Consider the following 19,253-nt stretch of genomic DNA (forward strand, 5'->3'; position numbering starts at 1 on the left):
GACGTACGCAGAGCGTAGAAAAAGACGCGTTCTGCGTCCGGGATACCGGTAAAATGGCGGCTTTCCGATTCTGCCGAACCCGACATCGTGCTTGCGCCCCTCTATCCCCTGGCTCGTCGCGCCCTGTTCTGCCTCGATGCCGAACAAGCCCACCATCTGACGCTGGCAACCCTTCGCGGCGCCGCTTCGCTCGGCCTTGCCGGACTCGTCGGCCAGTCGCTGCCGGAAGATCCGCGCACGGTGATGGGCATCCGCTTCCCGAACCCTGTGGGTTTGGCCGCCGGTCTCGATAAGGACGGCAGTTGCATCGACGGTTTGGCTGCGCTCGGTTTCGGTTTCGTGGAAGTGGGCACGGTCACGCCGCGTCCGCAGGCCGGCAACCCGAAGCCCCGCATCTTCCGTCTGCCGCAAGCCGAAGCGATCATCAACCGCATGGGCTTCAACAACGGCGGCGTCGAACAGTTTCTGCAAAACGTGCAGTCGGCACGCTACAAAGGCCCGCTCGGGCTGAACATCGGCAAGAACGCCGATACGCCGATCGAGCGCGCCGTCGACGACTACCTGATCTGCCTCGAGAAGGTCTACCCGTACGCCACCTACGTCACGGTCAATATCTCGTCGCCCAACACGAAGAACCTGCGCCAACTGCAAGGCGGCGACGAGCTCGACGCGTTGCTCGGCAAGCTCAAGGAAAAGCAGAGCGCGTTGTCCGATCGGCATGGTAAGTACGTTCCGATCGCCCTCAAGATCGCGCCGGATCTCGACGACGAGCAGATCAAGGTCATTGCCGGTACGCTCACGCGCCACGGGTTCGACGGTGTTATTGCCACCAACACCACACTCTCGCGCGAAGCCGTCGCCGGTCAGCCGAATGCCAACGAAACCGGCGGGCTGTCGGGACGTCCGGTGTTCGACGCATCGAACCGTGTGATCCGCGCGCTGGCGAAGGAATTGGGCGGCGCACTGCCGATCATCGGCGTGGGCGGCATTCTCTCGGGCGCCGACGCACGTGCGAAGCTCGACGCCGGCGCGAGCCTGGTTCAGGTGTATAGCGGATTGATTTACCGCGGCCCCGAGCTAGTGCGAGAATGCGTGCAAGCGTTGCGACCGGCCTGATCTGTCATCAGCTTGTTCAGGCTGGACCGAGCGAGTCGATCTCGCTGGCAAGCGGCGCGCTTTCATTCGACGGAGAACTCATCACTATGAAAACCTGGCTCAAGACGTTGTGCCTCGTGCCGCTGGCCGCTGCCGCCCTTGTGGGCACGTCCGCCGCGCGCGCTGCCGATTTGCTCGACACCGTGAAGTCGGCCGGTGTGTTGAAGATCGGTATCGAGGGCACCTACCCGCCGTTCAACTATCGCGGCACGAACGGTGACTTGGAAGGTTTCGACGTCGACGTCGCCAAAGCCGTGGCCGCCAAGCTCGGCGTGAAGCCGGTGTTCGTGACGACCGAATGGAGCGGCATCATCGGCGGGCTCGTCTCGGGCAAGTTCGACGTCATCGTCAATCAGGTCGCGATTACCGACGAGCGCAAGAAGTCGGTCGACTTCAGCCAGCCGTATGTGTATTCCGCCGCGCAACTGATTCAGCGCAAAGACGACAAGCGCGAATTCAAATCGCTTGACGATCTCAAGGGCAAGAAACTCGGCGTAAGCCTGGGCAGCAACTACAACACGCTGGCCAAGTCGGTGCCGGGCATCGACGTGCGTACGTACCCGGGTGCACCTGAATATCTGCGTGATCTGGCTTCGCAGCGTATCGACGCCGCGCTCAACGACCGTCTGATGCTCGCGTATCTGATCAAGACATCGAATCTGCCGCTGCGCCCGGGCGCGGTCTTGCAGGGCGCCAACGAGTCGGTGGGCATTCCGTTCCGTAAGGGCAATCCGCAATTTGCGAAGGCCATCGACGACGCGCTCACGCAGATGAAACAGGACGGCTCGCTCGCCAAGCTCTCGCAACAGTGGTTCGGCGAAGACACCTCGAAGCCGGCGAAGTAATCGAGTCACGCTGAAAAACATAACAGCGCGCCTGCCGACAACACCGCAGAGCGCATAAACACGGCCGACGCCACGCAGACTTGCGGGCGTCGGCCTTTGCCGTTTAGCACGATCTAAAACGATCTATCCCCCCGCCATGGATCCATTCGAACTCGCCGCACAATCCCTGCCCGTGCTGTTGCAGGGCACCGTCCTCACGATCAAGTTCGCCGTGATGTCGATGGTGTTCGGTCTGGCGCTGGGCATCGTCGTCGCGATCATGGGGATCGGCAAGATCCGCGTGTTCCGCGCCCTGGCCCGCGGATACGTCAGCATCATGCGCGGCACGCCGCTGCTGGTGCAGATCTTCGTGATCTATTACGGCTTGCCCAGTGTCGGCATTTCGCTTGAGCCCACACCGGCCGGTGTGCTGACGCTCAGCCTTAACGTGGGCGCCTATCTGTCCGAGAGCATGCGCGGCGCGCTCGAAGGCATGCCGCGCGGTCAGTGGCTCGCGTCGTACAGTCTCGGGTTGTCGTACTGGCAGACGTTGCGCTACGTGATCGGCCCGCAAGCATTGCGCATGGCGGTGCCGAGCCTCGGCAACAGTCTCATCAGCCTGATCAAAGACACGTCGCTCGTCTCGGTGATTACCGTGACCGAGTTGCTACGCTCGGCGCAGGAAGTGATCGCGTCGACGTATCAGCCGCTGCCCCTCTATCTCGCGTGTGCGGCGATTTATTGGGTGCTGTCGACGGGGCTTTCCGCATTGCAGCGCCGCATCGAGAAGCGTTTGGCGCTACCTTCGCGGCATTGAGGCAAATTTAGCGCGGCGCGCGACGCTCGCGATACATCGCGCGGAATGTCTTTCCGCTCGGCGCAGGCATCTCGCGCGTGTTGGTCCAGCCACCGGCGAACGGCAGCTTCGAAATGCTGCCGCGATCACGCCCCATGCGACCCAGCACCCACGTACCCAGCCCCGACAGCGCCGAGTACAAACGCGGACGCCGCGCCGCGAAGCCCCACGCGGCAAGCGCCGCCCGTTCCTGCCACGGACGCAGGCCACGATCGACCTGACGTTCGCGCAGCTTGCGCAGCAAGTCCGAAATCGGAATGCCCACCGGGCACACGCGATTGCATTCGCCACACAATGTCGCTGCTTGCGGCAAGTCGAGCGTCTTTTCCAACCCGACATAACTCGGCGTCAGCACCGAACCCATCGGCCCCGGATAAACCCAGCCGTAGGCATGTCCGCCAATCTTCTGATACACCGGGCAGTGATTCATGCAAGCGCCGCAGCGGATACAGCGCAACATTTCCTGAAACGCGCCGCCGATCAAGCCAGTACGGCCGCCGTCGACGAGCACGAAATACATGTGATCGGGGCCATCGACTTCGCCCGCGGCACGCGTGCCGGTCAGCAGCGAGAAATAGTTCGACGTGCCCTGCCCCGTCGCCGAGCGCGGCAACAGGCGCATAGCAGTGGCCAAGTCTTCGAGCGTCGGCAACACCTTCTCAATGCCGGTCACCGCCACGTGCACGCGCGGCATGATCGTGCACATGCCCTCGTTGCCTTCGTTGGTCACCACGGCAACCGAGCCGGTCTCGGCGATGAGGAAGTTACCGCCGGTCACGCCCATATCCGCCGACAGAAACTGCGGGCGCAGCATCTCGCGCGCCTCGCGCGTCATCGCCGGAATCTCGGTCAGGCGCGGCTTCTGATGCACACGCGCGAACAGATCGGCGACCTCGTCTTTATCTTTGTGCACCACCGGCGCGATGATGTGCGACGGCGGCTCGTTATCGTTGATCTGGAGGATGTATTCGCCCAGATCGGTCTCCACCGACTGCACGCCCATGTCGGCGAGCACCTTGTTGAGCTGAAGCTCCTCGGTGACCATCGACTTCGACTTGATCACCTTCTTCACGTCATGCTTGCGCGCGATCTCGGCAATCAGGCGCGCCGCGTCTTGCGTCGACTCGGCGAAGAGGACCGTCGCACCCCGGCGCGTGGCTTCGCGCTCGAACATGGCCAGCCAGACATCGAGGTTCTCGAGGCCGCGGTTACGCCGCTCCTTGAGCGCCTCGCGCGTCGCATCGAAATCGATCTCTTCGATGGCGGTCGCGCGTGCCGTGACGAACTTGGTCGAGAGCTTTTTGAGATTGGCCTGGAGACGCTGATCGGCGAGCTTCTGCCCCGCACGCGCCTTGAATTGCATCGATTGAACTTGCATCGCGGCTCACGAGAAATGATGAGCGCACCCGCGCGCAACGGCGGCGCAGGTGGGCGGAAAAGTCGGAAAACGCACCGTGTGCTCAGGCATCGCCAGCGAGCACTTGTGCGATATGCAGCACGCGCGTCTTGGTGTCGCCGGTGCGGCGCAGGCGGCCTTCGATATTGAGCATGCAGCCCAGATCGCCAAGTACCACCGCAGGTGCACCAGAGGCCGCAATATTGGCGCACTTTTCATCGACGATGGCCGTGGAGATGTCGCCGTACTTGAGCGCGAAGGTGCCACCGAAGCCACAGCAGGCCTGGCAGTCTTTCATCTCGTTCACCTTGACGCCCGGCATCTTGGCGAGCAGCGCACGCGGTTGGGTTTTGACACCGAGCTCACGCAGGCCCGAGCACGAGTCGTGATAGGTCACGACACCATTGAAGTCACCAGGAACCGTCTCGACATGCAGCACGTTCACCAGAAAATCGGTGAGCTCATACACGCGCGGGCGCAGGCGCTCGTAGCGGCCCATGAGTTCGGGATCGTCGGCGAAGAGGTCGCCGTAGTGCGCTTTGACCATGCCGCCGCACGAGCCCGAAGGCACGACGACGTAGTCGAAGCTTTCGAATTCATCGAGGAATTTCTGAGCGAGATCGCGGGCGATGGCGCGCTCGCCGGAGTTGTAGCCCGGTTGACCGCAGCAGGTCTGGGAGTCGGGGATGATGACTTCGCAGCCGGCGGTCTCGAGCAGCTTGAGCGTCGAGAAACCGATCTCCGGACGCATCAGGTCGATCAGACACGTGACAAAGAGTCCGACGCGCATGGGGAATCCTCTTCTGGGAATAATGCGCCATTATAGGCCGCTGGGCCGCGACGGCCCAGCGTGGATTCCCGCATGCGGCGCATAGCCGTGGCGTCAGGCGAAGCGGCTGGCGTCGGGGGTGAAATAACCGAGGGATTGCGTCCGAAGCAGCGGTGCCGGAGGCGGCTTCGGCGGCGAGCCCGCCGGTGTCGACGCACCACTTGATGACCCACTCGACGATGCGCTTGATGCCGCGCTCGACGACGCCCCGTTAGACGTCGCAGGATAAACGCCCGTGGCTATCGCAACCCGCCGCAGTTCAGCGGTAAGGTCGTCGAGCTTGTCGTTCGCAACTTGCAGCCCGCCCTGCAGCCCTTCCTGCCCCTGTTTCAGTACTTCTTGCCCCTGTTTCAGCGCGTCCTGACCCTCCCTAATGCGCGCCGTCAATCGTAGATGCGCCAAACTAACGTCTGTCTTCATTGCGTCTCCTTCAAGTTTGATGAATTTCTCGGTTGCGTCCAGCAAGGTCTCTACGCATTTCCAGCTTCGCTCACGATCAAAACCGCGAATGCTTACCAGACTTACCGCCCGAAGCAACAACGTCATCGTGAATGCTAGAAACGCGATGCCACCCGTCGAAACGCCCAACGCGATTGCGCCAATGATGGCCGCGGCAAGGTAGAGGCCGCCCGAGATGAGTAAGCGTCTTCCGTAATGCTTCTTCTCAGGCCAGACCTGTGCGCGGGCCCGATCAATCGCTTGATTTGCCAAATGGCCGAATTGCTCGCTGGCTTCGACTAGCCGGCAAATCTGCTCGTCAGTTTCAGCGCGGTACGTCTCTTGTTCGTACGCGCCTGCCTTCTCCGGACCGTCGCCCGGCGGGCACAGCGACTTGAGCTGTTCGTTCGCGACCATCAATTGCCGGCCCTGCTCTAGTGCTTCTAAAAAGTGATCCAGAATTAGCGTGAATCGCTTGGCCGACGGCGTCAGTTTCTCAATATCCTTTTCGGTGAGTTGATAGCCGACCATATAGTGCGGCCACCACTTATCCTGCATCTTCAAATAGCGCCAGAACCCGTCCCACATACCGCCTTTCAGATATCCCGATGTCGACTTCTTGAACATCTTTTCGAACTTCGTCTCCAGGGCAACGATATATTCCTGGTCGACGTTCGGGGCACACCGTGTATTTTTCAGCGCTTCGAATTTCGCGGAAATCACTGCACGTTTCTCGGCAATCGACTTCGCCGTGCTTGCCGTTATCGGCCCCCTTCGATGAACGGTCATCGCCTGCTTATAGGTTGGCAGTGCGTCCTTCTGGTGTCCCTCCTTTTCGAAAACACTCCATGGCTCCAACGCCCGCATCGTGACGCCAGGGTGACTCGCCAGGTACGCCATGACAGCTCTCCTCCGTTGTGATGCATCGGCACCGGCAAGCGTCTGCACTTCGTCGCAGCCACTGAGCGCCGTGCGTGAAATGGGGAACTGAATCGTAGCGAGGGACGGTATCAATCTCTTTCGGATTGCGTCGGCAGGTTCCATGGAATCGACGCACTCCCCGCTACGGTGGCTCAACGCATCCAGAGCGGTATCGATTCGCCTAGAGGTCCACTCCCACGCGCGACTGCCACTCGGCGAACCGCGCATCTTCGCGAATACGCTCCATCGCGGCAGCACTTTGATCGCATATCGCCGCCAATTGCCTGTGTGCGTTTGCGATGCCCCGGAACGATGCCGAATGCCGCTCGCCCCCGTCCCGCTGCCCTGCGGCAAACGCAATCAGCATGGCCTGACGGGCCATGTTGACGCCGTCGATTGCCGCATGCTGAGCGATCCACTCGCCGCTGCGCGCAGGTATCAGGAAATCATTGGGTGCCCAACGCCAGTCGAGACCGCGGCATTGCAGGCCGTAACGCAAGCCGTGGGTCGATGTCTGCATGCAGACGAGTTCGTCGAACAGTGCTTTGGCCGTGCGCGTGAGGTGGCGCTTGCGGTCGAACTGATCACGCACGGTCGGCGTCTTAGCCCCGAGCAGCTTGTCGAGGAACCTCGAGGTGCAATCCTTGGTTTCGCCCAAACGGCAAACTTCGGCATCCACCGTATTGAGCAAAGCCGTGACCGAGCTGACTTGCGGTGCGTGATGCCCGTTCCATCGGCTGGATGGCGCCACTTGACGCATCACTTCTTGGAGATCGTCTTCGAGCAGACGCCGGGCATCCCGAATGGTCTTCGGCACACGTACCGGAAACGGCACCGGCACATCGCGCCGCCCCGCCTGAAGACACTTTCGAACGTCTCTGGCAAAGGCGGCGCCGCGCAGCCCCTGTCCCGCCACTGGCGCCCCGATCGCAGTGCACCACGTACCTGTGCGCGGCCGCTGGCGGCTCGCCTGAAGGGCGTTCATTGCTTCCATCCCATCTTCTCCTTCTGCGATTCGCAAGATTCCTCTACGGGAAGTCCTGCGAATTTTTCACCATATGATATAGAATCGACGCTATACGAAACTCGGCCCTACCCAATGAAAGACGACAGCACGCAAGGCGCGGAGTCGCGCACGTCCATTCAGGTAATCGAGCGCATGATGCGACTGCTCGATGCGCTGGCCGGACATGCCGACCCCGTCAGTCTCAAGGAGTTGGCGCAGTCCACCGAACTCCATCCTTCCACTGCACACCGCATCCTCAACGACATGGTGGCTTGCCGCTTCGTCGACCGCTGCGACCCGGGCACTTACCGGCTCGGCATGCGCTTGCTCGAACTCGGCAATCTCGTCAAAGCACGCCTCTCGGTACGCGATGCCGCCCTCTCGCCGATGCGCGGCTTGCACCGCATCACCGGGCAAACGGTCAACTTGTCGGTACGCCAAGGCGACGAAATCGTCTACATCGAACGCGCCTATAGCGAGCGCTCTGGCATGCAAGTCGTGCGCGCCATCGGCGGTCATGCGCCCTTGCATCTGACGTCGGTCGGCAAGCTGTTTCTGGCGGCCGACGAAGCGGCACGCGTGCGCGCTTATGCAACGCGCACCGGTTTGTCCGGGCACACGCGCAACAGCATCACCGACTTGCAAAAGCTCGAACGCGAACTGAGCCACGTGCGCAAATCGGGCTATGCCCGCGATAACGAAGAACTCGAACTCGGCGTGCGCTGTATTGCGGCGGGCATTTACGACGACAGCGGCAAGCTCGTGGCTGGACTGTCGCTCTCGGCGCCCGCGGATCGTCTTCAAGACGCGTGGCTCGCCAACCTGAACGAAACGGCACTGCTGATCTCGGCGTCGCTGGGCTTTCACGTGCCCACGCCGGACGCTGGCCATATGGCGTCGCACGGGGTCACGGCCGAGTAATTACAGCCGCGGCGTATTCGGCGGGGCGGATGGCTGGCAGTACGGCGGTGCTGCGCAAGCGGGAGCGTCGTCTGTCTGCATATCGTCCGGCGAATATGGCGGCGGCGCCTCGGACGGCGTCACCGTTGCCATCCCCGATGTCGACGCCGTCGTGCCACCAGGTATCCTCGCCACTTGTGATGTGATCATCGCCAGGTCATTTGCCAGCATTGCATAGGCTTGCGCGAAGATCTCGTTATCACGCTCGAAAATACGTGCTGCCGTCGACATCGCGACGTTTACCCGATGGGTCTTCGCCCGCGACAGAATTTCTCCGCTGCGGCCATCGATTTCAAGCAGACATTTGTGAAGTCTGTGCGCGGACGGGGTCAGGTTCGACGGGTTCGCCACATCCCACTGGCCTCGCACCGACCGCTTGAATCCATTACCGCGTATGCCACGCCCCAGGCTGAAGTCGCTGCGCCGTCTCGCCTGCCCGACGAACCGGTCGACACACGCCTGAAAGTCGTCGATTTCGCCCGCCATGTGCGAGAACGTCGCACCGCCTGCCGCGTCGATCGCGCACTGCCTCGCGTGCTTTAGATTCGCTTCGATGTGCGCATAGATTTGCCCCATGCTTCGCGACCGAGGTGCCGTCGGGTGAGCGTACTGCCTACCGATCTGGCGCTCATCGGCGAGCACCATCGCGTTGATTCTTCCAATATTCATATCGCCTCCGCATTCCCATTTCGTCGTCGTTGCTGAGCGTCGGCTCAACAGCGTTGTCGACGCCGTCCAACTGCCAGCCGGAAGGTTAGACGGCCATACGCCATACGCTTTGACAATCGGGCGTCGACTTACGTGAGATGAGGCTGCGCATCGGAAATCAGGTGTCCGAAGTGTTATCTGACGAACCCAAAAACAAAAGGCGCTCCCGGGGGAGCGCCTTTTTGGATCGCTGCGCGCGCGAGGCGCGTCGGCGAAATTTAACTTACTGCGATGCCTTGCGGTGACTTACAGCGCATGTGCGCCGTTCGTTGCCACTTGTGCGGTCGGGGTGTTGCCCGCCGTGCGTTGCGGCGTCGTGCCGCCACCTTCAAGCAACCACTTGCGAACGCGCGTGGCGTCGGCGAAGCGCGAATACTTGCCGGTGGAGTCCAGCAGAATCATGATGACCGGCCGACCATCGACGTTCGCCTGCATCACGAGGCACTGACCCGCTTCGTTGATGTAGCCCGTCTTTTGCAGGCCGATTTCCCAGCCCGGATGACCGATCAAATGGTTCGTGCTCGCGTAATGCAACTCACGACGGCCAGTGTTGACGTCGTAGTTGGTATCGGTCGAGAAGCGACGAATCATCGGGTACTGATAAGCGGCCTTGACCATCTTCACGAGGTCACGCGCGCTCGATACGTTCTGGCTCGACAACCCGGTCGGGTCATTGAAGTGCGTATCGTTCATGCCGAGTTCTTTGGCCTTGCGATTCATCGCGGCCAGGAACGCCGGACGTCCGCCCGGGAAGTAGCGCGAGAGCGCCGCTGCCGCACGGTTTTCCGACGACATCAGCGCGATGTGCAGCATGTCTTCACGCGACAGGCGCGAGCCCACCGACAGGCGCGACCCCGTACCCTTCTCGTAGTCGCGATCTTCGTCGGTCACTTCCATCGGCTCCGTCATCGGGATACCGGCGTCGAGCGACACCATGGCCGTCATCAGCTTCGAGATCGAAGCGATCGGCAGCACGGCTTGGGAATTCTTGTCGAACAGCGACTCGCCGGTACGCTCGTCGATCACATAAGCCACGGACGAACGCAGCGCGAGCGCGTCAGGCGTTTCATGCAGACCGAAAGCACGGCCGGTCGAGAGACGCTCCGGGGCTTGCGGGGCAAAGTTGACGGTGCGATACGACGTCACGACATGACGCTTGCCGTTCTTGAAAACGACACGTTTGACGGCAACGCGCTTCGCCGCAGGTCCGTCGTCGTCGACAGCTGCGAGCTTGCGTGCTTTACCGCCGGCTTTCGTCGCGCTTTTCGTATCGCGCGAGGCCGTGGTAGCGACGGCGCGTTTCGCGCTGACTTTGGTGGTGGATTTTGCGACGGGCTTAGCGTTCGCGCAGGCGCGCTTCTGAGCCGCAGTCTTGGCAGTCTTGGGCGAGCATTCGCTCGTCTTACCGGCTGCGTGGACAACGGCCGGCGCACCGGCAGCGAGCGAGATCGCCACGACGGCAGCACCCCAGAGGCGGGCGCGGCACAAACGTGCAAGGGTGGTGATCGCGTACATAGATTGGGGGTAGCGAAAGGTTGGCAGGCAACGAGTTTGGGAGAAGTTTAGTAACTTCCCAAAAAATAAGCAATATGAATGACTTAGCTGAAATACTTAAACCGGCATCTGGCAGTTTTGTGCACCGCAACCAGGCAAATGCAACACTCGCCACAAAATGCCAAAAAACTCCAAAATCTTGATATACGTTAATTCAAAAAGTGCGCCCAATCGTCGAGTGGCGCACGCTCGGTGACGAGCTGATTCTCGGCCGCGGCCGGATCGGCATAACCCAACGCCATGCCACAGACCACCATGCGAGATTCCGGCAAGCGCAACACCTCGGCAATCACGCGCGGGTACACGGCAAACGCCGCCTGCGCACACGTGTCGAGCCCGCGCGCCCGCGCTGCGACCATGATGCTTTGCAGGAACATGCCGTAGTCCAGCCAACTCCCCTGCTCCAGATGCCGGTCGATCGTGAAGATCAGCCCCACCGGTGCATCGAAGAAGCGGAAGTTGCGGCCATGCTGACCATGCATGCGCTCCTTGTCCTCACGCCCGATCCCGAGCAAACCATACAAGTCCCACCCCACCTTGCGACGCCGCGCCTGATACGGCTCGGTCCATTCGCGCGGGTAGTACGCATATTCTTCCTCGTGCATCACGCGCTGCGCTGGATCGTTGAACGTGTCGAGCAGGCGCGTGGTGAGCGCGGTCAGCGAATTTCCCGTCAGCACATAGGTTTGCCACGGCTGGATATTGCTGCCGGACGGCGCACGCGACGCCACCGAAAGCATGTCGGCCACCGTCTGCTGCGGCACCGGCGTGGGTAGGAACGCGCGAATCGACCGGCGACTACGAATCGCCTCGTCGACATGTTCCACGCGCAGACCCGTCAAGCCGTTGACAAGCGTTGGGGGCGTACTTTCCCCAAGGCCGTCTGTCACGCCCGCCCCATCGGGCATTCGGTCGTTCGTGTGCGATTTGGCTGCGGTATGCGCTTGCGCCGTTTGTCCGTTCTGCGGGCCCGCCCCGTGCGGATGGTCATGTTTCATAGCGTCTTCTACGTAACTTTTACGAATGGGTTTTGTCGGCGTGAGGTGTGGCTGACGATGTGCGTTTTGCCGATGTGGATGGAGACGCCGATCCCGAAGCCGAACGCCGGTCGCTGCGCTCGATCACCAGCGCGACACCCAGCGCGGCCACCACCATCCCCGCTGCGCTCAGCGGCGAGAGCGTCTCGCCAAACAGCAACCAGGCCATGACCGCCGTGGTCGGTGGCGTCAGATACATGAGGCTCGACACTTTGGTGGCGGCACCATGCCGGATCAACAAGAACAAGAGCGAGATGGCACCGATCGAGAGTGCCAAAATCGACCACGTCAGCGCGCCGAGCATTTCGGCGTTCCATCGCACTTGCATGGTTTCGAGCCACCAGGCGGCGGGCAACGTCACCGCGAAAGCGGCACCGAACTGTACGATCGTGCCGACGCGTAAATCGAAGTGTGCGCAGAAGCGCTTTTGATAAAGCGTGCCCGCGGTGATAGCCACCAGACTCAGCACGCACAATGCAATCGCCCCCATGCCGACGCCGCGCACGCCAACTTTGTTGGCGACGACCAGCCCGACACCGACAAACCCGCACAACAGACCCAGCCATTGACGCCGCGACACCGGCTCGCCGATGAGTCTCGCGAACAGTGCGGTGAGCAATGGCTGAATGCCGACGATCAAAGCCGCCAACCCGGCGGGCACCCCATGCTTGATCGCTGCCCAGACGCCACCTAGATAAACCGCCTGAATGAGAATGCCAGACACGGCGAGGTGACCGTAGAGCGCCCAATCCACCGGCCCCTTGCCCTCTCGCGAACCGATCCCATTGGCGCCGTTACCCCCGGCGCCCCCAGTGGCCCCACGGGCCGCATTGGTCGCATTGCCGCTATCGACGTTGCGGCGCGGCCACGGCGTGCCGGTCAGCAGCGCAATGGGCAGCATCACCACGAGCGTGCCGCCGTAACGAAGCGCGAGAAACGTCAACGGTTCGGCATTTGGCATGCCGTATTTGGCGACGATGAAGCCTGTGCTCCATATGAGAACGAACCACCACGGCATGGCGGCAGACCAGATCGACGCACGTCCGCTTGCAGGGGATACCGGTGTCGCCGGGTGAGTGGTTGGGCGCTTTGCTTGGCTCGTTGAATTGGCGGCGGTAGACACAGCCCCCTCAGTCCGATCGGTCATGCGAGGATGCTCTGCATCGTGACTTCCTGAAGTCGACGGCCGGTTCGTTGGAATTGGCTGGCCAGTCGAAGTGTCGCAAAGTGTGCAGCGACGGTTTGATCGATGTCGCGCCCGTAGCCACCCGCCATCGCAATGGCCACCGGCAGCCCGCGCTCCACGCAAGCCGTGAGCACTTTGCGATCGCGCGCCAGCAAGCCATCGTGCGTGAGCGATAGACGGCCAAGCCGATCGTTTTCCAAGGGGTCGGCGCCGGCGAGATAAATCACAAGCGACGGGGTGAACTGCGCGAATAGGTCTGTCAATGCGTGCCCGAGGGCGATCAGATAGTCGTCGTCGCCGCACTGGTCGGGCAGTGCGATATCGAGATCGCCGCGCGCCTTGTGAAACGGATAATTGTGTTCGCCATGCATCGATAGCGTGAAGACGCTGGCGTCATGTTCGAAGATCGCCGCCGTGCCATTGCCCTGATGCACATCGAGATCGATGATGGCCACGCGCGTCCCGGCGCCGAGCTCGGCCTGCATCGCGCGTGCCGCCACCGCCGCGTCGTTGAATACACAGAACCCTTCGCCGCGGTCGGCGTACGCGTGATGCGTGCCGCCAGCCAGGTTGGCGGCCACGCCATCGACCAGCGCCGCCCGGCATGCGGCCACGGTCGCGCCCGCAGAACGTCGCGAGCGCTCGACCATCTGTGTCGACCAGGGGAACCCGATGTCGCGCTGTTCCTTAGTGTCGAGTGCGCCCGCACTCACGCGAGCCACGTAATCGGCCGAATGGACTCGTCGCAGCATCGTGTCGTCGGCAGGCAACGCTTCCGCCAAGGTCACCTGCGGTAGCTCGGCCGCCACCCTTTCGCGCAACCGCGCGTACTTTTCCATGGGGAACCGGTGCCCGGGGGGGAGAGGCAGGACGAAATGGTCGCTGTAAAACGCTTGCATCGACACGATTGGCCGGCGGACGCGGCACGCAAAAGGCGTTGAACGACATCGGCACCGACGTGCGGTCCGCCGCCGCCGATTAGAAAAACCCTTCGGATTTACGCTGCGAGTCACCGCTCCGCCAGTGCCGGAACCCGACGATAGTACCACCGGCGCGTCAGGTTCGCCGCGCCCCCAATCGGTGCAAAGCCGCACCAATCAAGGCTTTCCGGGGAGGTGTGAGAATTCGCCGCAGCGCGGTGTCACGCATTGTTCACACACGCCTCAACCTTTTGATTTTGTAAGCTTTTGTTGAATTGCTGCGGCGCACAAAAAAGACTTGACAGCGACAAAAATATCTCTACACTTGCAATTGTGCGATGCAACAAAGAACATCGCACTCACCGAAAGGCCCCAACCGTGTTTTCACCGAAATAAGGTGAGAACCAACAAGCGAACACGGAGTGGGTCGATATGTTGTGTATGACACCATAGGAGAACGCCATGTCGTTTCTGACCCCCGAGCAACTCGCTGCCGCCCATAAGGCCAACCTTGAAACCCTGTTTGGCCTGACCAACAAAGCCTTTGAAGGCGTTGAAAAGCTCGTCGAACTGAACCTGCAAGCTGTGAAAGCATCGCTCGCAGAATCCGCATCGACCGCGCAAAAGGCTTTCGCTGTGAAGGACGCGCAGGAACTGCTCGCTCTGCAAGCTAACCTCGTCCAACCGGCTGCCGAAAAGGCACTCGCTTACGGCCGTCACCTGTATGAAATCGCTTCGTCGACGCAAGCCGAAGTGACCAAGGTGGCCGAAGCCCAACTGGCTGAGAGCTCGCAGAATGTGCAAGCGCTGTTCGACAACCTGGCCAAGAACGCACCGGCCGGTTCCGAGTCGGCCGTTGCACTCGCCAAGTCGGCCCTGTCCGCTGCCAACAGCGCATTCGACAGCGTGCAAAAGGCGACCAAGCAAGCCGTTGAAATCGCTGAAACGAACTTCGCTGCTGCGACCAACGTTGCGACCAAGGCTGCTGCTCAAGCCTCGCGCGCCGCAACCGCCAAGAAGTAATCGTCTGCGTCCTGTTTGCTTCACGAGGGGCGCTTGAGAATTGATCGCGGTAGTCCCGTTGGATGCCGCGACACCAGTTGTCTCCTCGGTACCGCAGGTACCTTTCGAACCCGGCCCCGCGCCGGGTTTTCTTTTTGGGGTGCTACCCGCCGCTGCCGCCCTGCCCCTCCCAAAAAACAAAACCGCCATCCCGTGAGGGAGTGGCGGTTTTGCGTTGAAGCTTCAACCCGGGCACCTGAACGTCGAATGCCGCTCGAATGCTTCTTCGGTTACCTCTTATGCCGTTGCGTTACTTCTTGCGCGCCGGCGGCACGTCGGTGCAAACACCTTCGTAGATCTCTGCGGCCATACCGACCGATTCCGACAGCGTCGGGTGCGGGTGAATCGTCTTGCCGATGTCCACCGCGTCAGCCCCCATCTCGACCGCCAGACAGATTTCGCCGATCAGGTCACCCGCGTGCGTGCCAACGATAGCACCGCCCACGATGCGGTGCGTCTCTTCGTCGAACAGCACCTTGGTGAAACCTTCATCGCGTCCGTTAGCGATAGCACGACCCGAAGCGGCCCACGGGAACACGGCCTTGCCGTATTTCACGCCTTCGGCCTTCAACTGGTCTTCGGTCTTACCGGCCCAAGCCACTTCCGGATCGGTGTAGGCCACCGACGGAATCTGAATCGCATCGAAGTAAGCCTTCTCGCCCGCGGCCGCTTCCGCGGCAACGTGCGCTTCGTGCACGGCCTTGTGCGCGAGCATCGGCTGACCGACGATATCGCCGATAGCGAAGATGTTCGGCACATTCGTGCGCATCTGCTTGTCGACCGAAATGAAACCGCGATCGCCCACTACCACGCCCGCCTTCTCGGCACCGATCTTCTTGCCGTTCGGGCTACGGCCCACGGCGACCAACACCAGATCGTAACGTTGCGGTTCAGCCGGTGCCGCTTCGCCTTCGAACTTGACGTAAATGCCGTCGTCCTTGGCTTCCGCACCCACCGTCTTGGTCTTGAGCATGACGCGGCCAAAACGCTTGGCATTCATCTTCTCCCAGACCTTGACCAGATCGCGATCGGCGCCTTGCATCAGTCCGTCGAGCATTTCGACGACATCGATTTCGGTGCCGAGCGCGCTATACACCGTCGCCATTTCCAGGCCGATGATGCCGCCGCCGATGACCAGCATCTTCTTCGGCAACTGGCGCAGTTCGAGTGCGCCCGTCGAGTCGACGATACGCGGATCTTCCGGCAGGAAAGGCAGCTTCACGGCCTGCGAGCCGGCGGCGATGATCGCCTGAGCGAACTTCACCACGCGCTTGCTGCCGTCTTCGGCGACCACTTCGATGTGGTTCGGATCGAGGAAGGTGCCCACACCGCGCACGACTTCGACCTTACGCATCTTGGCCATGCCGGCCAGACCGCCCGTCAGCTTGCCGACCACGCTGTCCTTGTACGCACGCAGCTTGTCGAGATCGACTTCCGGCTTGGCGAACGAGATGCCATGGTGACCCAGCGACTGCGCTTCTTCGAGCACGGCGGCCGTGTGCAGCAGTGCCTTCGACGGAATGCAACCCACGTTCAGACACACGCCACCCAGCGTTGCATAGCGTTCGACGAGCACGGTCTTGCGGCCCATGTCGGCCGAACGGAAGGCGGCCGAGTACCCACCCGGGCCAGCGCCCAGCACGAGCACTTCGCATTCGGTGTCGGCACCGCCGCTATGCGTGGCAGCCGCCGGCGCCGGCGCTGCCGGGGTGGCAGGTGCCGATGCCTGTGCAGGCTTGGCGGGTGCGGGGGCCGCAGCCGGCGCGGCGGGTGCAGCGGCTTTCGCGGCACCGGCGTCGTCGGCTTCGACGATGGCGATCAGCGTGCCTTGGCTCGCTTTGTCGCCCACTTTGATCTTCACTTCCTTGACCGTGCCCGAGACTTCCGAGGGCACTTCCATGGAGGCCTTGTCGGACTCCAGCGTAATGAGCGACGCATCCTTAGCGATCTTATCGCCGGGCTTGATCATCACTTCGATGACATCCACGCCCTCTGCGCCGATATCCGGCACCTTGACTTCAATGAGACTCATGCGGGGTCTCCCTGTCGCATTTATGACTTGATGGTGGTATCGATCGGAAACGTGTGCACCTGAAACGGACCCGCGGAGCTCTTGTCGAATTCCGCACCCGCTTTGACGCCGGCCTCGGCGATGGCGCTTGCGCTCAGATCCTGATCGTAGAGGGCATACATGGCACCGAGGGCAAAATTGCGCCCCGATCCGATGCCCCAGAACCGATCGAAAACAAACACTTCCCGGTAGGAATAAACGCCGTAAATGCCGGTCGGATTCGCAATCACACAGGTGATCTGCGACGACTCGTACGGATCGTCTTCTTCCTCCTTCGTATTGAGGAAATACTCTTCCTTGAGCTTCTGATGGACGCGGCAGAACGTACGGAACACTTCGTCGCGCGAGTGCAGACGGCACTCGTCGCTCATGCCCGACAGAATGGCTCGCATGACCGGAAAATGCGCCGTCGTACCGGCCAACCCGATATACGAATCGCCCACGAGAAACACCTTGCGGTTCTCCTCGTAGGACTGCGACAGTCGCGTGTCGCCGAACGTCACGAGCGAATCGGCGGCAATCGCGATCTCGCCCGCTTTCTTGACGACTACCACGGTGGTCATGGTGCCCCTCCTCGTCCGCAGCTACCGGCCGATGCTAGCGCGCGGCCGGTAGCGTGCGCCATTACAGCATTGCGCGACGGAAGTCCGCCAGCAGTTGGCCCAGGTAGGCGTTGAAGCGAGCCGCTTCGGCGCCGTCGATCACGCGGTGATCGTAGGACAGCGACAGCGGCAGCGTCAGTTGCGGCAGGAATTGTTGCTTGCGCTCATCCCACACCGGCTTCTGATACGAACGCGACAGACCCAAAATGGCCACTTCCGGCGCATTGATGATCGGCGTGAACGTGGTGCCGCCGATACCGCCGAGCGACGAGATCGAGAAGCAACCGCCTTGCATCTGATCCGGCTTGAGCTTGCCTTCGCGGGCAAGCTTGGCCAGGTCCGACGTCTCGCGTGCGATTTCGAACACACCCTTCTTGTCGGCATCGCGCACCACCGGCACGACCAGGCCGTTCGGCGTGTCAGCGGCGAAGCCCACATGGAAGTACTGCTTGAAGACGAGGTTGTCGCCGTCGAGGCTAGCGTTGAACGTCGGGAATTTCTTCAGGGCCATCACGACGGCCTTGATCACGAACGCGAGCATCGTCACTTTGACGCCGGCCTTTTCGTTTTCCTTGTTCAACTGCACGCGGAAGGCTTCGAGTTCAGTGATGTCCGCTTCGTCGTTGTTCGTGACGTGCGGGATCATGACCCAGTTGCGATGCAGGTTCGCACCCGAAATCTTCTTGATGCGCGAGAGTGCCTTCGGTTCGACCGGACCGAACTTCGAGAAGTCGATCTTCGGCCACGGCAGCAGATTCAGTTCGCCACCACCGGCGGGTGCAGCGCCACCAGTTGCCGGACGATTGCCACCGGCCAGCGCGCTCTTGATGAAGTTGCGCACGTCGTCGACGGTCACACGGCCCTTCGGCCCCGTTCCCTTGACTTGCGTGACTTCCACGCCCAGTTCGCGCGCAAACTTGCGCACCGACGGGCTAGCGTGGCTAATCGGTTGATTACCCGTCGGGGCTGCGGCGACCGGCGCAGGGGCCGGTGCGGCGGCAGGCGCCGGTGCCGGAGCAGCGGGCGCTGCGGCAGGCGCCGGGGCAGCGGCTTGCGGTGCAGGTGCAGGAGCCGTGGCGGCCTTGGCCGGTGCAGCAGCGGCACCTTCGAGCACCACGATCAACGAACCTTCGGAGACCTTGTCACCGACATTGACCTTGATTTCCTTGACGACGCCAGCGGCCGGGCTCGGCACATCCATCGAGGCCTTGTCCGATTCCAGCGTAACGAGCGACTGCTCGGCCGTCACGGTGTCGCCCACCTTGACCAGCACTTCGATCACGGGCACATCGTCGTAGCCGCCGATATCCGGCACCTTCACATCGATCTTGCTCGTGCCACCAGCGGCAGCAGGTGCGGCGGGCGCCGGTGCAGCAGCCGGAGCTGCTGGCGCTGTCGGTGCAGCGGCGGCTTGCGGCGCGGCAGCAGGGGCAGCGGCCGGGGCAGCCGCACCGTTGGCTTGTGCGCCCGAGCCATTCACGGTCTCGAGCGTCAGAATCAGCGAACCTTCCGACACTTCATCGCCGACCTTCAGGCTCAGTGCCTTGATAACGCCGGCAGCCGGGCTCGGCACGTCCATCGTGGCCTTGTCCGACTCCAGGGTGATCAGCGCCTGTTCGGCGTCGATCTTGTCACCCGCTTTGACCAGCACGTCGATGACGGGCAAGTCTTTGAAGTCACCGATGTCCGGGACTTTCACTTCGATCACTTGACTCATTTTCCACAGTC

17 protein-coding genes are annotated in these 19,253 nt (G+C 61.8%); 5 read left to right on the top strand and 12 right to left on the bottom strand.

The window, feature by feature from the left end; all coding sequences use genetic code 11:
- Positions 1 to 87: 87 nt before the first annotated feature.
- The 3 genes from ACPWR9_RS13760 (at position 88) to ACPWR9_RS13770 (ending at position 2,796) form a co-directional block, all read left to right on the top strand.
- The gene (locus ACPWR9_RS13760; RefSeq protein WP_426298450.1) at positions 88 to 1,116 is read left to right on the top strand and encodes a quinone-dependent dihydroorotate dehydrogenase; all 1,029 of its coding nucleotides are present in this window, start codon (positions 88 to 90) and stop codon (positions 1,114 to 1,116) included.
- 86 nt (positions 1,117 to 1,202) lie between these two features.
- Entirely contained in the window at positions 1,203 to 2,000 is a 798-nt protein-coding gene (locus ACPWR9_RS13765) for a transporter substrate-binding domain-containing protein (RefSeq protein WP_426298452.1), read from the top strand.
- Between the two features lie 136 nt (positions 2,001 to 2,136).
- Positions 2,137 to 2,796: an amino acid ABC transporter permease gene (locus ACPWR9_RS13770; protein ID WP_150678606.1), complete on the top strand. Its 660-nt coding sequence runs from the start codon at positions 2,137 to 2,139 to the stop codon at positions 2,794 to 2,796.
- Between the two features lie 7 nt (positions 2,797 to 2,803).
- Here the strand turns inward: ACPWR9_RS13770 and ACPWR9_RS13775 are convergent, their stop codons facing one another.
- The 4 genes from ACPWR9_RS13775 to ACPWR9_RS13790 all read right to left on the bottom strand — a co-directional run bounded on the left by ACPWR9_RS13775 (position 2,804) and on the right by ACPWR9_RS13790 (position 7,413).
- A complete protein-coding gene (locus ACPWR9_RS13775; protein WP_426298454.1) occupies positions 2,804 to 4,213 on the bottom strand; it encodes a lactate utilization protein B in 1,410 nt (469 codons plus the stop codon).
- 82 nt (positions 4,214 to 4,295) lie between these two features.
- Positions 4,296 to 5,021, bottom strand: a complete 726-nt coding sequence (locus ACPWR9_RS13780; protein ID WP_426298456.1) for a (Fe-S)-binding protein — start codon at positions 5,019 to 5,021, stop codon at positions 4,296 to 4,298.
- A 93-nt stretch (positions 5,022 to 5,114) separates the two neighbouring features.
- Positions 5,115 to 6,398 carry a hypothetical protein gene (locus ACPWR9_RS13785; RefSeq protein ID WP_426312000.1) on the bottom strand — a complete coding sequence of 428 codons (1,284 nt, stop codon included), beginning with the start codon at positions 6,396 to 6,398 and terminating at the stop codon, positions 5,115 to 5,117.
- 202 nt (positions 6,399 to 6,600) lie between these two features.
- Positions 6,601 to 7,413, bottom strand: coding sequence for a hypothetical protein (locus ACPWR9_RS13790; RefSeq protein WP_426298460.1), 813 nt, complete (start codon positions 7,411 to 7,413; stop codon positions 6,601 to 6,603).
- A 105-nt stretch (positions 7,414 to 7,518) separates the two neighbouring features.
- Here ACPWR9_RS13790 and ACPWR9_RS13795 point away from each other — a divergent pair, with 105 nt between their 5' ends.
- On the top strand, positions 7,519 to 8,346 hold the full coding sequence (locus ACPWR9_RS13795; protein WP_426298462.1) for an IclR family transcriptional regulator: 828 nt from the start codon (positions 7,519 to 7,521) through the stop codon (positions 8,344 to 8,346).
- Here the strand turns inward: ACPWR9_RS13795 and ACPWR9_RS13800 are convergent, their stop codons facing one another.
- The 5 genes from ACPWR9_RS13800 to ACPWR9_RS13820 form a co-directional block, all read right to left on the bottom strand.
- Complete coding sequence (locus ACPWR9_RS13800) at positions 8,347 to 8,871, bottom strand: hypothetical protein (RefSeq protein ID WP_426311999.1); 525 nt, start codon at positions 8,869 to 8,871, stop codon at positions 8,347 to 8,349.
- A gap of 468 nt (positions 8,872 to 9,339) precedes the next feature.
- Positions 9,340 to 10,608, bottom strand: coding sequence for a D-alanyl-D-alanine endopeptidase (gene pbpG, locus ACPWR9_RS13805; protein ID WP_426298466.1), 1,269 nt, complete (start codon positions 10,606 to 10,608; stop codon positions 9,340 to 9,342).
- Positions 10,609 to 10,796: 188 nt separating this feature from the next.
- Positions 10,797 to 11,645, bottom strand: a complete 849-nt coding sequence (locus ACPWR9_RS13810; RefSeq protein ID WP_426298468.1) for a nitroreductase — start codon at positions 11,643 to 11,645, stop codon at positions 10,797 to 10,799.
- 19 nt (positions 11,646 to 11,664) lie between these two features.
- Positions 11,665 to 12,702: a DMT family transporter gene (locus ACPWR9_RS13815; RefSeq protein ID WP_426298470.1), complete on the bottom strand. Its 1,038-nt coding sequence runs from the start codon at positions 12,700 to 12,702 to the stop codon at positions 11,665 to 11,667.
- Between the two features lie 125 nt (positions 12,703 to 12,827).
- Positions 12,828 to 13,769 carry a histone deacetylase family protein gene (locus ACPWR9_RS13820; protein WP_426298472.1) on the bottom strand — a complete coding sequence of 314 codons (942 nt, stop codon included), beginning with the start codon at positions 13,767 to 13,769 and terminating at the stop codon, positions 12,828 to 12,830.
- 483 nt (positions 13,770 to 14,252) lie between these two features.
- On the opposite strand from ACPWR9_RS13820, the gene ACPWR9_RS13825 reads away from it, so the two are divergent.
- On the top strand, positions 14,253 to 14,813 hold the full coding sequence (locus tag ACPWR9_RS13825) for a phasin family protein (protein WP_150678617.1): 561 nt from the start codon (positions 14,253 to 14,255) through the stop codon (positions 14,811 to 14,813).
- A 289-nt stretch (positions 14,814 to 15,102) separates the two neighbouring features.
- On the opposite strand, the gene lpdA is transcribed toward ACPWR9_RS13825, so the two are convergent.
- The 3 genes from lpdA to aceF all read right to left on the bottom strand — a co-directional run bounded on the left by lpdA (position 15,103) and on the right by aceF (position 19,242).
- Positions 15,103 to 16,884 carry a dihydrolipoyl dehydrogenase gene (gene lpdA, locus ACPWR9_RS13830; RefSeq protein ID WP_426298474.1) on the bottom strand — a complete coding sequence of 594 codons (1,782 nt, stop codon included), beginning with the start codon at positions 16,882 to 16,884 and terminating at the stop codon, positions 15,103 to 15,105.
- Between the two features lie 20 nt (positions 16,885 to 16,904).
- On the bottom strand, positions 16,905 to 17,486 hold the full coding sequence (locus ACPWR9_RS13835; protein WP_150678619.1) for an MFS transporter: 582 nt from the start codon (positions 17,484 to 17,486) through the stop codon (positions 16,905 to 16,907).
- A gap of 61 nt (positions 17,487 to 17,547) precedes the next feature.
- The gene (aceF, locus tag ACPWR9_RS13840) at positions 17,548 to 19,242 is read right to left on the bottom strand and encodes a dihydrolipoyllysine-residue acetyltransferase (protein ID WP_426298476.1); all 1,695 of its coding nucleotides are present in this window, start codon (positions 19,240 to 19,242) and stop codon (positions 17,548 to 17,550) included.
- Positions 19,243 to 19,253 lie beyond the last annotated feature (11 nt).

It is taken from the genome of Pandoraea pneumonica (genome assembly GCF_049918595.1).
Lineage (GTDB): Bacteria > Pseudomonadota > Gammaproteobacteria > Burkholderiales > Burkholderiaceae > Pandoraea > Pandoraea pneumonica_A.

Bases quoted from the DNA above. Each gene is read 5' to 3' on its own strand.
- ACPWR9_RS13765 (WP_426298452.1), top strand. From the start codon at position 1,203: ATGAAAACCTGGCTCAAGACGTTGTGCCTCGTGCCGCTGGCCGCTGCC.
- ACPWR9_RS13770 (WP_150678606.1), top strand. From the start codon at position 2,137: ATGGATCCATTCGAACTCGCCGCACAATCCCTGCCCGTGCTGTTGCAG.
- ACPWR9_RS13775 (WP_426298454.1), bottom strand. From the start codon at position 4,213: ATGCAAGTTCAATCGATGCAATTCAAGGCGCGTGCGGGGCAGAAGCTC.
- ACPWR9_RS13780 (WP_426298456.1), bottom strand. From the start codon at position 5,021: ATGCGCGTCGGACTCTTTGTCACGTGTCTGATCGACCTGATGCGTCCG.
- ACPWR9_RS13785 (WP_426312000.1), bottom strand. From the start codon at position 6,398: ATGGCGTACCTGGCGAGTCACCCTGGCGTCACGATGCGGGCGTTGGAG.
- ACPWR9_RS13790 (WP_426298460.1), bottom strand. From the start codon at position 7,413: ATGGAAGCAATGAACGCCCTTCAGGCGAGCCGCCAGCGGCCGCGCACA.
- ACPWR9_RS13795 (WP_426298462.1), top strand. From the start codon at position 7,519: ATGAAAGACGACAGCACGCAAGGCGCGGAGTCGCGCACGTCCATTCAG.
- ACPWR9_RS13800 (WP_426311999.1), bottom strand. From the start codon at position 8,871: ATGGCGGGCGAAATCGACGACTTTCAGGCGTGTGTCGACCGGTTCGTC.
- pbpG (WP_426298466.1), bottom strand. From the start codon at position 10,608: ATGTACGCGATCACCACCCTTGCACGTTTGTGCCGCGCCCGCCTCTGG.
- ACPWR9_RS13810 (WP_426298468.1), bottom strand. From the start codon at position 11,645: ATGAAACATGACCATCCGCACGGGGCGGGCCCGCAGAACGGACAAACG.
- ACPWR9_RS13815 (WP_426298470.1), bottom strand. From the start codon at position 12,702: ATGCCGTGGTGGTTCGTTCTCATATGGAGCACAGGCTTCATCGTCGCC.
- ACPWR9_RS13820 (WP_426298472.1), bottom strand. From the start codon at position 13,769: ATGCAAGCGTTTTACAGCGACCATTTCGTCCTGCCTCTCCCCCCCGGG.
- ACPWR9_RS13825 (WP_150678617.1), top strand. From the start codon at position 14,253: ATGTCGTTTCTGACCCCCGAGCAACTCGCTGCCGCCCATAAGGCCAAC.
- lpdA (WP_426298474.1), bottom strand. From the start codon at position 16,884: ATGAGTCTCATTGAAGTCAAGGTGCCGGATATCGGCGCAGAGGGCGTG.
- ACPWR9_RS13835 (WP_150678619.1), bottom strand. From the start codon at position 17,486: ATGACCACCGTGGTAGTCGTCAAGAAAGCGGGCGAGATCGCGATTGCC.
- aceF (WP_426298476.1), bottom strand. From the start codon at position 19,242: ATGAGTCAAGTGATCGAAGTGAAAGTCCCGGACATCGGTGACTTCAAA.